Origin of the sequence: Flavobacterium erciyesense (assembly GCF_018069925.1) — a bacterium.
GTDB lineage: Bacteria > Bacteroidota > Bacteroidia > Flavobacteriales > Flavobacteriaceae > Flavobacterium > Flavobacterium erciyesense.
The window spans coordinates 163,090-176,618 of record NZ_JAGPXB010000004.1 but is presented as its reverse complement, the minus strand read 5'-3'; the positions used below and the strand labels follow the sequence as shown (position 1 = coordinate 176,618).

10 protein-coding genes are annotated in these 13,529 nt (G+C 35.3%); 6 read left to right on the top strand and 4 right to left on the bottom strand.

Annotated features, from left to right (window positions below):
• Positions 1–25: 25 nt before the first annotated feature.
• Positions 26–1,195: a DUF1501 domain-containing protein gene (locus KBJ98_RS06485; protein WP_210788864.1), complete on the bottom strand. Its 1,170-nt coding sequence runs from the start codon at positions 1,193–1,195 to the stop codon at positions 26–28.
• A gap of 10 nt (positions 1,196–1,205) precedes the next feature.
• Positions 1,206–2,591, bottom strand: a complete 1,386-nt coding sequence (locus KBJ98_RS06480) for a DUF1800 domain-containing protein (RefSeq protein ID WP_210788862.1) — start codon at positions 2,589–2,591, stop codon at positions 1,206–1,208.
• Between the two features lie 157 nt (positions 2,592–2,748).
• Between KBJ98_RS06480 and KBJ98_RS06475 the strand changes: the two genes are divergently transcribed.
• Positions 2,749–4,878, top strand: coding sequence for a TonB-dependent receptor domain-containing protein (locus KBJ98_RS06475; RefSeq protein WP_210788860.1), 2,130 nt, complete (start codon positions 2,749–2,751; stop codon positions 4,876–4,878).
• A 58-nt stretch (positions 4,879–4,936) separates the two neighbouring features.
• On the opposite strand, the gene KBJ98_RS06470 is transcribed toward KBJ98_RS06475, so the two are convergent.
• The gene (locus tag KBJ98_RS06470; RefSeq protein WP_210788858.1) at positions 4,937–5,335 is read right to left on the bottom strand and encodes a DUF2721 domain-containing protein; all 399 of its coding nucleotides are present in this window, start codon (positions 5,333–5,335) and stop codon (positions 4,937–4,939) included.
• Positions 5,336–5,695: 360 nt separating this feature from the next.
• Between KBJ98_RS06470 and KBJ98_RS06465 the strand changes: the two genes are divergently transcribed.
• From KBJ98_RS06465 to KBJ98_RS06445, 5 genes are all read left to right on the top strand, one after another.
• A complete protein-coding gene (locus KBJ98_RS06465) occupies positions 5,696–7,213 on the top strand; it encodes a DUF2254 family protein (protein ID WP_210788856.1) in 1,518 nt (505 codons plus the stop codon).
• Positions 7,214–7,783: 570 nt separating this feature from the next.
• On the top strand, positions 7,784–8,086 hold the full coding sequence (locus tag KBJ98_RS06460) for a hypothetical protein (RefSeq protein ID WP_210788854.1): 303 nt from the start codon (positions 7,784–7,786) through the stop codon (positions 8,084–8,086).
• Complete coding sequence (locus KBJ98_RS06455; RefSeq protein ID WP_210788852.1) at positions 8,073–8,915, top strand: DUF6671 family protein; 843 nt, start codon at positions 8,073–8,075, stop codon at positions 8,913–8,915. Before KBJ98_RS06460 ends, KBJ98_RS06455 begins: the two co-directional genes overlap by 14 nt.
• Positions 8,916–8,918: 3 nt before the next feature.
• Positions 8,919–9,878, top strand: coding sequence for an L-threonylcarbamoyladenylate synthase (locus KBJ98_RS06450; protein WP_210788850.1), 960 nt, complete (start codon positions 8,919–8,921; stop codon positions 9,876–9,878).
• 72 nt (positions 9,879–9,950) lie between these two features.
• Positions 9,951–10,910 carry a sodium-dependent bicarbonate transport family permease gene (locus KBJ98_RS06445; protein ID WP_210788849.1) on the top strand — a complete coding sequence of 320 codons (960 nt, stop codon included), beginning with the start codon at positions 9,951–9,953 and terminating at the stop codon, positions 10,908–10,910.
• A 90-nt stretch (positions 10,911–11,000) separates the two neighbouring features.
• Here the strand turns inward: KBJ98_RS06445 and KBJ98_RS06440 are convergent, their stop codons facing one another.
• On the bottom strand, positions 11,001–13,241 hold the full coding sequence (locus tag KBJ98_RS06440) for a TonB-dependent receptor family protein (protein WP_210788848.1): 2,241 nt from the start codon (positions 13,239–13,241) through the stop codon (positions 11,001–11,003).
• Positions 13,242–13,529 lie beyond the last annotated feature (288 nt).

Below are 13,529 nucleotides of genomic sequence, written 5' to 3'. Positions count from 1 at the left end.
GGGCAAAGATAGTTTTTTAAAGTGATTAAAAAAGCCCTTTCACGGGATCATTCATAAGTCCGATTTTTTTAGGGTCAAATTGCAGTTTGTTTTGCAGTAAGGACGCGTACACACTTCTGAAATCGAGTTGGTATTTTAAATCGCCTTGATCTAAATCAACTAAATTCGGGTTGGCTCCAATTACTTTTCCTTTATTGCTTCCGCCAATGATAAACATTGGAGCCGCAGTGCCATGATCGGTACCGCTACCATTGTCTTTTACACGGCGACCAAATTCAGAAAAAACGACGATTGTTACCTGATACAGTTGTTGTGATTTCTTTAAATCCTGGTAAAAACTAAAAACTGCATCATTCAATTCAGTAAGTTTGTTTTTATGAATAGCCAGTTGATTGTCATGAGTATCAAAACCGTTGAGCGATGTGTAATATACTTTTGAGTTCAAGTTTCCTTTGATAAGTTTGGCAATCCACTCTAAATTTTTGGCTAATCCTGTTTTTGGATAAGCAATCTCTGAAGCTGCAGCTTTGCTTATCGCATTTTGAATATCGTCTGCGCCTTCAACTACTGAGTTGGCAATTTTTCGAACAAAATCCAATTGGGGATTGGTTGAAAGCTGAACGGGAGCTTCCGAATTTCTTTTTACCACAAATCGGCTCGGATCTTTTACTGTAATAGAATTGGGAGCATCGCCTTTCAATGCTAAATTATCAATCGTGTCAATATTTACTCCTGCAGTTGGTTGGTGCTCTTTGCATTGTAAATCCAAATAGCGACCCAGCCAGCCATCATTCAAATACTCTTGTTCTTTTGGGGCTGTTTGCCAAATTTCTTGACTGCGAAAATGGGAGCGAACCGGATTCGGGTAACCTACATTTTGCAAAACACTCAAATCGCCGTTTTGTTGCATTTGCGCAAAGCCACTTAAAGCAGGATGAAAGGCCATATCATTTGTGGCCGAAGCAACATCACCTTTACTAATGGCGATTTTTGGGCGGAGTTCGTAATACAAAGGATCTGAAAACGGAATAAAAGTATTCAAGCCATCATTACCGCCATTGAGTTGTACAAATACAACACATTGTTCACCAACTACCAAATTACTTTGTGAACCATAAGAATATAAAAAGTCAGGAAGCAGCAATGCGCCACCAGTTAGCGTTCCTGTTAGTGTTAAAAAGTGTCTTCTGTTCATAACTGTAGATTTAAATGATTTGAAACTCGGGCGATTTTACCATATAATTAAACAAACGCAATACGGCATAATCAGCCCCAATGGCATTGCTGTCAAAATCGTATTTTATTAATTTTTCAAAGTCGGCTTGCGCGTTGGCTTCTACTTGAAACAGCAAACGGTCAGACAATTGGGCAATTATTTTTTTGTGTGATGCCTTTTTATCCCAATTAAGTTGCACGGATGTTTGGCGCATTGGCTTATCGCTCATCATTTTGTTCGCATTTTGGTTCCTAAAATTTCCTTTTCCGTTACAAAGCAAATCGGCTACATTGTTGCGCTGTAAGTACATTTGAGAACTCAGCCACGAGTTGCCGCCATCCCAACCTTTTACATTGGGTTGATTGAATAAATCCATGCCTTGTTCTTTCATGAATAGCACCAAACCTCGCGTATTTGGGTTTTTTATTTGTAATTCATCTAAAAGTTGCAGACTGAATTCAAGTGGATTTTTAATCTTCGAACCAGCCGTTTTTTTATCATATTCTTCGGTTATCATTTTTACCAAAAGCGGTTGTATTTCAAAGTTTACTTTGCGGAAATAATCACCGTAGTACAGCACCAAATCTTCGGAAGGATTATCATAAATAAACCATTGCAGTATTTTTCGAGTGATTAAATAAGGTATAGCATTTTGTTCAAAAATAGCATCAATGAGCTGATCGGCTTTTAAATTCCCTTTTTTACCCAAATAAGTAAAAGGCTCATTATCTTCAAGAAACTTCCTGTATTGCGCTTTCTCTTCACCAATACCCAAACCTGCGAGTCCTTTTGCTCCGTTTTTGATATCCATTTCGGTGTAATTCCCAATACCAAGAGTAAAAAGTTCTAGGAGTTCTCGACTTAGGTTTTCGTTCCATTTTCCTTTTCGATTGTCAACATTATCTAAGTAGCGCACCATGGCATTGCTTTGAACGATTAATTTGGTAAGCGTTTTGAAATTCCCAAAAGCGTGTGTTCTTAGGATTTGGTTGTGTTGGTAAATCCAATAATTGACTTTTACTTTTTGAATGGTCGATACAAAATGGTTGTGCCAAAAGCAGGTCATTTTTTCACGAAGCGGAAAAGCATCTTGCTGCATTTTTTCGATCCAAGCCATTTTCATTTCCAATGACGTTTGCGCTTCTTGCTTTCGGATGGCTTTGGCTTGATCTGAGTTTGCATCTTTGAGTGTTTGTCTCAGCTCTTTAAATTCAGCCAATGTTTTTGGGCTTGTAGCCAAATAATCGGGCAATTGGTTATCGATTGTGGTAGCAAAAGATTTTTCTAGAAAATCATTCACGCCATTTTTTTCAATAAAATCGGCTTGCTTGGCCGAAAATCCGAGTCGTAACGACCATAATACAGATGATTTCATATCGGTAATTGCTTTATTATTAGATGGCTTGAGTTGTGAAAGGTTTAAGGATGTAGCTAATTCTTAACATTTACCATCAATAAAAACAATTTCATGAACCGTGCCACTGTAACATATTCTCTACAATTGCTACTTATGGGCATCAATCAAATCAATTATGAAAAAAATCATTGGCCTAGCAGTAGTAAGTATGTTTCATTTTTACACAGCTTCTGCGCAAACGGCCCCAGAACAAAAAACAGAAGTCGAAACTGAAAAAACGAACGAATTAAAAGAAGTAACAATCGTTAAAAACAAAAAGGCCATCGAGCAAAAAGCCGATCGAACTATTTTTAACTTTTCGGAACAGGCCAATCTCAATACCGGTTCTGTTTTAGAAGGAATCAAAAAATTACCCGGTTTAATTGCTTCGGATATTGCCGGGATGATGTATCAAGGTAAGCAATTGGATGTTTTTATGGACGGGCGTCCGCTGAATATTTCTACTAATGAATTAAACGCTTTTTTGGAGGGAATGCCGGCCAATGCTATCGAAAAAATCGAAATTATTACCCAGCCAGGAGCCGAGTTTCCTGCTACTTCGGGTGGCGCAATCCTTAACATTATTACCAACAGGAATGCGAAAAACTATTTGAGTGCAACGTATACCAACAGTACCAGTATTACAGATTATGATGATGTTCGTTTGCGAATGAATAACAGTTTGTTATTAAGTGCTAAAAACAAATATTTTGGATGGCAGCTTAATTTTGGTCAAAACTACCGCGAGTCTGCAGTTTGGACGGCTTTGGAGCGCAAAGAAAACGGAACAACTACAGTATTATCACAAACTGATGCGGACCGATTAGGACGCACTAATTTTGTGAAATCGGCTTTGACATTCGATATCGGTAAGGATCGATTGCTGTTGAATTATGACTTTACAAAAAACGATAACAACAGTAATACCTTGGGTTCAGGTCCTGGATTTAACACTGATGATACTTCGGTAACTGATGGTTTGCGTCAGGATGCCGTAATTACGTACCAGAAAAAATTTGATAATCCTGCAAAGAAATTAGAATTCAAATTCAATTATAATTCCAATACTAACGATTTCCTATTGCGTCCAACTGCCAATACAACACCAACATTGGATAACACTTCGCATCAGAAAGTTTACAACGGAAAAGTAGATTTTTCGCAACCTTTTGATTTTTCTGACGAAGGTAAATTGAGTATTGGAGCTTTGTACGAAGAGTTGCTTTTTGATACTTCAAACAGAGGTGTTACCAATTTAGAGTACAAACGAAGAACAGCCGCGAGCTACTTTGAAGTTCAAACAAAATTTGACAAACTGAATTTCATTGTTGGAGGCCGTGCCGAAGATTACAATATAACGGGTAATACGGATGTGGCTGCTTTGAGCACTTTTAAACAATTTCGATTTTTTCCTAATGCAAGTGCGCAGTACAATTTTACCAACGCCATCAATTTTAATGTAAATTACAACAAGAAAATTACCTTGCCAAGTACATCAGCATTAAACCCAAACAATACTAACTATCAAAACCCAAATATAGAATACTCAGGAAACCCGAACCTACAGCCAACTATTTTTGATAATTACGAAGTAAAACTGAGTGCTTTTGATTATGCTTTTATCAGTTATAATTTGAGTTCGGCTAAAAATCAAGTTATTCAAAGGGTAATGGTTGACGGCACTGTTGTTGCCAATACCAACGAAAATATTCCGGAAGTAAAAATTCACAATTTCAATATCGGGATGCCAATTCCGTACATGCTTTTTACGAAAGGATTAGCAGAGACAATGAAAATGAACGTAAATCCAGATACCATGAATTTTTTATACGTGTATGCTGGATACCAATTGCACGATATTCCTAGAGTTGACACCAAAGGTTTTTGGGTTTTAAACTTCATGTCGCAGTTAGTGTTGCCACAAAAAATAAAATTTGTTGCCAATTACAATTATATCGTACCAAAGGGAAATTACTTCTATTTTATTGCCGTGGCTCCCATACGCAATTCGCTTGATTTGACTTTTTCGAAAAAGTTTTTAAAAGATCAATTGACATTGTCTGTGTACGTAGATGATGTTTTAGATAAAAATCGCAATGCGTTCAATGCTTTTGAAACGCCAATTTTTATCAGTAACAAGCAAGATACGAGACGTTTTGGTTTTAGTTTGAATTATAAAATTCCAACGCGCAACAAATTGGCTAAAGAAAGTCCGAGTTTGTTAAACACCGATAAAAAAGAAGAAGGTGGTTTGCTAAACCAATAATTGTCATCATCTGCTAAAATAAAAATGCTTCTAACAAATCTGTTTAGGAGCATTTTTTTTATTTTTCATTTTGTACCAAATCGCTCAGGTGCAAGCGCAAGGCATTAACAGATATTGATATTTCCCAAAACGATAAGCCGAGGGAAAGTAATAGGAAAAACAAACTTCCACCAAACAAATAGATACCTGCCGTTGCTTGTTCTAAAAAAAGTAATAGCATGGCGAAAACACTTAAAAACAAGCTCAGAACACCTACCATTTGCATGTTGCGAATGAGTGTAAGGCGTAGGTTCAAATTTTTAATTTCTAGTAATATGAGCGCGCTTTCTTTCTCTTTGTATGTTTTTTTTAAGCCACGAACAATGGTAGCAATGGTTAAAAATCGGTTGGTGTACGCCAATAAAATTAGCGAAGTAGCGCCAAAAAGTAGGGCAGGAGTTTCAATTTGTAAATTCATGTTTACTGTTTTATGAAGAAGGTTCAATCTTTATGGTTTGGCTGTAGCCGATGTAAATTGTTACTGTTTATCGGCGTGAAGCAAAGGTACTAAAACAATATAGCGCTTTCGCGAATGCTATTCGCTCACTTGAAATTAAAATGCTGCAATTGCAACTTTCATCTTTCAATTTGATTATTTTTGATTTGCCAATCTTGTTACAAAAAGATTTTTTTTCGAGTAAATAATTTTCAAAGAGTCAATGGTAAAAAAGACTTGGCATTGAACGAGAACTTTTTTTACAAAGCAAAGATGTACCAATAGGAATTCTTTTTTTAAGAAAACCAGATTAACTAACTGTATTTTAATACCAAAACTGAAATGATGTACCATAATATCAAATACCAAGTAAAGAACATGTTTATTCATCAGTTAAAAGATGTAGGTACTTTTTTGGGTGTTTTATACGTCGTGGTGATTGGCTCTGCGGTGATGTTGCTTGAAAAAAATGTTGATTTTGGGCAAATCCTTCATTTAGATATTCGTGCTACTTACGAGAGTTTGCTCTCTGTAACCAATATTTTAGTTTCTATTTTGATAGGTATTTCATTGACTACTTTTTCGGTTATTTTTGTGGTGATGCAGTTGGCTTCGTCACAGTTTTCTCCGCGAATTCTGAGGCATTTTTTGATAACCGACTTTAAAATGCAGAAATTCATCGGTCTTATTGTAGGTAGTATTTCGTTGTGCATCTTGCCGCAATTAGTGACTGTCTTTTTCCCTGAAACTCCGTTTTTAGTTACTTTATCATTGGGCACATTGTTGGCTTTTTACGGTTTATCGTGGTCGTATCCCAACATGATTACCTATTTGAGCATCAATATGAATGTGTCTAGTATTACCAACAGCATCAAGGTAGATATGATGGCAGAGATTAATTTGCTTTACCAAGAAAATTGGAAAAAAGGGAGTAGTTTGTTGTACAAAAGGGCTTTAATCAATTCAGATAAATACAAGATACAAGTTTTAAGTCCGTTTGATTCCGGTTATTTAGATAGTGTCAATTATGTAAAACTCAAGACAATTGTTGATGTACTCACGGATTCCGATGTTGGTGCTTGTTTTGAAAATGCGTATCAAAAACCCATTATTGGTGAGTTCATCATGAAAGAAACTACTACTTTGGTGACTTTGGTTTTTAATCAACCTTTAACGGAAACCCAAGCGCAAGTGGTGCAACGTAGGGTTAGTGCGTTGGTTAAGAGCGCCTTCAAGGTAGAGCAGTTCAGGAGTCATACGCAAGACATCAATTTTGGAGTACGTAAATTAGTTGATATTGCTATCAAAGCTATATCTCCAGCAGTGAATGACCCTACAACTTGCTTGAATTGTATTGATCAAATAGGGGAAATTGCTAAGGAATTGGCTTTGAAATCTTTTCCTTCAACGGATGCAAGAGCTTTGAGTACAGCTAAAATTCAGGTCAATGAGTTTGACTTTGAAGAATTCATCGACTTTTGTTTTGATCAAATTTTTCAATGGGGAAAAGAGGATCCAACGGTTGTAAAAAGAATTCTGAGAGCCATTCGATCCATAATTCCTTTGGTAGAAAATCCTTTTCATTTAAAGGTTTTAATTCAGCAAGTAGAGGAAATGGAATTGAGTACACTTTATAATTTAGAGAATTATCAAACGGGAGCTTTAAAAATTTCTAAAGAAAAATTGATCACTATTGAAAATGAGCTGCTTCATTTTAAAAACAAAGCGAAACAACAAATTGCTTCAATTGATCGTGCAGGTACATTGTCTTTTTACGAAAATGAGTTTGTTCTTCAAAATGAGGTGATTGCTGTAGCGCAACAACAAGCCATACTCTATTTGCGTCAGTATGCAAGCTAATGTAATGCTGTAAAAAATGCGATAGTTCCTTATTTAATTTAATGTTGTAGTTAGAACTTCACAATATCATTCTCATTTCCCTATGGTGTTTGAATACGAATAAAATGCAATTCTCTCGCATTTAAAAATCAACTGCTAAGCCTCTACTTTTACTGAACTATCAAAATTATTATTTGCTAAAAGCTTCTTATGATAGTCACATTTGGTTTAATCATAAGCTAACAATTGTTTCAGGATTTTTTTTTAATTGTTTTATCTTGTCTTTTTGAGCGTATGTGTTTGATCTTTAGTTGGTATTTTTAATTTTACCGTGATGTATTAAAATTGTTTATGATTATCATTATAAATATAAATAAAAATTAATGATTAGTCTATTATACCTTTGCACTATGAAAAACAAAAGCCCCAGTATGAAATAAACTAAAAGCAAAAAAGGCATTTTTAACTTTAGTTTTTGTTTTTTACTTGGGCTTAAAGAGCAATCGAAATGACCGAAAATATCATTTGATATTCGCTTTAGCAATATTAATTTTTTATGTTCTATTTCACTTTGACACCAAAAAAGAAAGCATGAAAAAGCAATTTCAATTTAAATTAATCGAGGGAAAATTTGAACCTCTTGAGGCAGGAAAAGTTTTGTATTCGCTGATCAAAACCAAAGTAAATTACCACAGTTTGGAAAAATACGGCAGTGAATTTAAGTTTAATAGAGATTTTCAGCATTCAAAACGACGACAAGAAACTTTAATAGAGGCATCTGATTATATTAGAATGCTGATTAAAGAGGCTGAGGAAAAAGATTTAGAATTGCTCATCAACGGCATCATTCAAATTGAGGTAAGGCCTAAAGCCAAAACAGATGGAGCTATTTAAAGACAGAAAGTTACTGATCGTAACCAAACATCAGAAAGAGCGGGTAATTGCACCCATTTTTGAAAATGGGCTTAGTGTAAGCTGTTTTGTTCCTACTGCTTTTGATACCGATATTTTTGGCACTTTTGCTGGTGAAATCGATAGGCAATCAACTGCTTTACAAACGGTTCGCGAAAAATGTCTTGCTGCGATGACCGCTTTTGATTGTGATTTAGCCATAGCAAGTGAGGGGTCGTTTGGTGCTCATCCCAGTTTATTTTTTGCGCAAGCGGATGAAGAATTTTTGATTTTTATAGATAAAAAAAACGAACTCGAAATTGTGGTTCGAGAAATCAGTTTAGACACTAATTTCTATGGAACAACAACAGAAACTTGGCAAGATTTATTGGATTTCGCAGAGAGAATTCACTTTCCTTCTCATGCTATTATTTTGCGCAGCGGTCCCAAAAATAACGAATCAATTTTAAAAGGAATTGACAACATGCTGCAATTACAAAGTTGTTTTGAGCATTTGCAAAAAATATACGGCTCTGTTTATGCCGAGACCGATATGAGAGCGCATAACAACCCTACACGCATGAAAGTTATTGAATTAGCGGCTCAAAAGTTGCTTCAAGCCGTTCAATCTGTTTGTCCGGAGTGCAGCACGCCAGGATTTGTAGTTACAGAAGCTAAACTTGGTTTACCTTGTGAATGGTGCAAATCACCTACACGTTCTACTTTAAGCCATGTTTATAATTGTAAAAAGTGTCAACACACACTTGAAGTTTCATTTCCGTATCAAAAAACAACAGAAGATCCCATGTATTGTGATTATTGTAACCCTTAAGTAATGAATACTATATCAAAATCTATCCCAGAGGCAATTGCATTATTAAATCAAGAAGAAGTTATCGCCATTCCTACAGAGACTGTTTATGGGTTAGCAGGAAATATTTTTAGCCCTAAAGCTATCGCTTCTATTTTTAGTATCAAAAAAAGACCAACTTTCAATCCTTTAATCGTACACTTAAAATCAGTTGAAAGTTTGCCTCAAGTTGCACGAGAAATTCCAATTAAAGCTGCGCACTTGGCTGCTGCTTTTTGGCCGGGTCCCTTGACGATGGTTTTAAAAAAGCAGTCCAATGTACCAGATTTGGTGACGGCTGGTAAAGACACTGTTGCAGTACGTGTGCCTAATCATGAGCTTACTTTGGCACTTTTAGAACAGCTCGATTTTCCTTTGGCTGCACCAAGTGCCAACCCGTTTGGGTCTATTAGTCCAACACAAGCCAGTCATGTAGCGCAGTATTTTCAAGAAGAGGTTCCCTTAATTTTAGATGGTGGAAGCTGTCACAAAGGCATCGAGTCGACCATTATTGGTTTTGAAAACGACGAGCCTGTTTTATACCGTTTGGGTTCTCTTGCTATTGAGGACATTGAGGCGGTAGTTGGGCCTGTAGCGGTACATAATTACAATGAAAAAGCACCGCCAGCTCCAGGCATGTTAGCCCGCCATTATGCGCCCGCTACAACTACGCAGTTGACTACTGCTATGAGTTTGGATTTAAACCAAAATTTGAAATTGCGAGTTGGCGTGTTGTCTTTTAGCAACACTTATCAAAGTGACTGTATTGTTGCGCAGGAGGTGCTTTCAAAATCAGGCTCATTAGCAGAAGCAAGCTCCCGTTTATACGCAGCATTACACCGCTTGGATAGCCAAAAATTAGATTTGATTTTAGTGGAGCGTTTTCCAGATATTGGATTGGGCAAAACTATTAATGACAGACTAAAACGCGCAGCTAAAAAATAAAAAACAAGTATTCTTTACTTTATCTATCAATAAAATTACCAAGCGAAATCGGTAATTAAAAGACACTTTACTATGAATTTGAATTTATTAATTGAAAACCTTACCAATCCCGCTTTACTTTTTTTTGTCCTCGGAATCATAGCCGTTTTAGTCAAAAGTGATTTGCAAATCCCAGAAGGCAGCTCCAAGTTTATTTCTTTGTATTTGCTTTTTGCAATTGGGTTTAAAGGAGGTCAAGAGTTGGCCCATAGTCATTTTACCATTGATATTTTATGGTCGATTTTTTTTGGAGTTGGAATCGCTTTGATTATTCCATTGTATTGTTTTTTTATTTTAAAGAAGAAATACAGCATTGAAAACGCGGGCGCGATCGCTGCAACTTATGGATCTGTAAGCGCAGTAACTTTTGTAACAGCAGTTTCATTTTTAGAATTGCAAAATTTCAATTTTAGTGGTCACATGGTAGCCGTAATGGCTTTAATGGAAGCTCCAGCTATTATTGTAGGTGTAATATTAATCAGATTGTTTAGTAATAATAATGTGCTGAAAACAAAATTATCCACCATCGTAACTCATTCTTTCACAAACGGAAGTGTGCTTTTAATTTTAGGAAGTTTAATTATTGGTTTGCTCGCTAGTGATCAACAGGCATTGGGAATAAAACCTTTTACTACTGATATTTTTAAAGGTTTTCTGGCCTTATTTTTATTAGATATGGGAATTGTGAGTGGCCGTAAATTGGGTGATTTCTTTAAAAGTGGCTGGTTTAGTTTTGCCTTTGCCGTAGTAATTCCTTTAATCAATGGGAGTGTTGTTGCCTATTTGAGTCACTTTGCAACAGCCGATATCGGGAACCGTTTTATATTTGCAGTTCTAGCTGCAAGTGCCTCTTATATTGCTGTTCCAGCGGCCATGAAAATTGCAGTTCCTAAAGCAAATCCGGGAATCTTTTTGCCAATGGCACTAGCAGTAACGTTCCCTTTTAACATCACTTTTGGGATGCCAATATATTTTGCCATCATTCAATGTTAATTTCAGTCATAATTATTGAAAAAAAAAGAGGTAGTCTTTCAACTACCTTTCTTTTACAATTCTTTTTCTATTACTAGTTATTTTAATAAACTATAAGTTAAACTTAAGTCCCAAGTTATAACTAAGGGGTAAGTTTGGGCGATATCCCTGAGGTAAATTAGCTACAATTGATTTGTTATTTGTTACATTATTGAATAGCGTGAAAATGGTTAAATTTTTTGTTAATATATAATTTGATGATAAATCAATAATTAAAAATCCATCTATTGCTGTTACATTATTGTACAAAATGCCATTTTGTGGCACTACTTCATCACTTTGACCAGGTTTAATTCTGGTGGTACCAGTGTATCTTCCAGTAAGTGTTGTATTAAATTTTTTATTTTCAAAACCTAAGCTACAAGTCAAAAGATTAGGTGTAATAAATGGTATAAAGTCACCTTTGTTTATGGTTCCTGATCCCCAGTCGCCACCTCCATTAACGAATGTATCTTGGAATTTTGCATTAGTGTGAGTATATGCAATGTTAAGCGGCAGTTTAATATTAGGATTGTTAATTTTTAATGCATCGGCAATATTTATATCAATTGAGGCTTCAATTCCTTTAATTTTTGCATTTCCTGCGTTAAATAAATCACCTGTACCTGCTCCGCCACCAGATATATTATCAGATCCTAAAATATTCGAATAGTCATTGATAAAACCACCTATTTGTCCAATTACATATCGTTTTTCGATACGGTAACCGAGTTCGTAATTTAAAGATTTTTCTATTTTTGCCTGTCCGACAGTTGAAGTTACTGAAGGCATTCCCGGAGGTGAAAATCCTTTGTGAACACCTCCAAAAATATTCATAGATGTGTTAATGCTGTAGTTCATGCCAATTCCTGGTAAAACTGTTGATAATTCATTCTTTGCTTTTCTCAAATTAGTTCCCAATCTAGCATTGTCGGCATTTCCGTAATTTTCAAAGTCTAATTGAATTTTCTCGTAACGCACGCCTGGGCTAAGCTTCAAGTTTTTATAGTTTATTTCGTATGTGATATATGAAGCTAAACTTTTTGCATTTCTGATCTGGTTTTCTTGATTTCCTTTCACACCAGCATTTGTCAATATCATTATACCGTTAGTCATAGCATATGTTGAAGTTGTTCCAAATCTATCAGCTTGGTCTTCGTGAAAGCGAATGCCAAGTTCTATTTTATTTTTTATTTGTCCTGTATCAAACTGGTAGTTTAATGCTGTTTGAATACCTTTAGTGTAATATGTTCTTGCAGCACTTTGATACGAAATGTTGCCATTTGCCACACCTGTCATAATATTATATGCAGTTTGGTTAGCAGATGGATCAGCAAGAATATTATTTATACTTTGTCCACCAAAGGTGTTTGCTCTGGCCCAATCTCTGAACACTTTTGTATAATATCCTGATGTAGTAACATAGAATTTATCAAAAGGGTTTATGTTGTGAGTAATGCTAATCTGTTCTTGACGTAAATCTAAAAGGTCTCTCTGCGTTCCTAAGTACCTTCTTCTGGAGTTATTGTTATAGTCATCAAGGGTAAGACCTAAGTAAGTTTCTTTACTGTCCTCGAATGTGTTCCCTACTTTAAGTAGAACAGATTGACTAATTTTAGCCGTTTTACTTGTGTGCCAACGCAGTTTTCCTAGTACATCCCTTCTGTCAAAACCAGTATTAGCACCATTTTCCATTTGCTTAAATCCGTTGCTGGCTATCCTATTGAATTCAAATAAGTAATCAATATTTTTTTTACTATCTCCAATCCATATTCTTTGTTGATTTGTATTAAAACTCCCCGTCGAAAGTTGTGCAAATCCTCTAAATTCATTTGGTATTTGTGTTGAAATTAAATTAATAGCTCCACCAATAGTATATGGGCCATATTTTATTTGGCTGCTTCCCTTGAGTACTTCTACACCTTGTATTCTTGCGAATGTAGGGAAGTAGTATGCTGATGGATCAGAATAAGGTGCAGGTGCAGCAAGGATTCCATCTTCCATTAATGATATTTTTGCACTTCTGTTTACAGGTGTACCTCTTAAACCAATGTTTGGTCTTAAACCAAATCCTTCTTCATCCCTAATATTGACTCCAGGTATAATTCTTAAAACATTATTAATGTTTGTTTGATTGAGTTTTTGTAATTTTTTTGCATCAATGTATTGACCAGCTCCCGTTATTGTTTTTACTTTCTCCTTAATAATCTTAACTGTTTCCAGTTCGTATTCGTTAATTGTGTCTTGTTCTTGAGCAAAACACACTGCACTGCCTAAAAAAGAAATACAGAAAATGAATTTTTTAAATGACATATTGTTTTTATTTAGAATAATTAAATTTAAGCAAATGTACATATAAAATATTATTGTTTCAAAAAAAATTAAAAGAAATATTTTCGTCTCATATCTTCTGCTGGGTCTGAGGTTAGCAAATAATTTTAGTGTTTAATTTTTTTAATAAATCGTCACAATTAGCTTGAGTTTAGTCATGATATTAAATTAAATGAGCCCGACATGATATCGAGCTCATTATTAATACAATAATTGTAAATTTGTATATAATTTTGATTTGTAAGTTAAACTTTAAAAGTAAATGACATA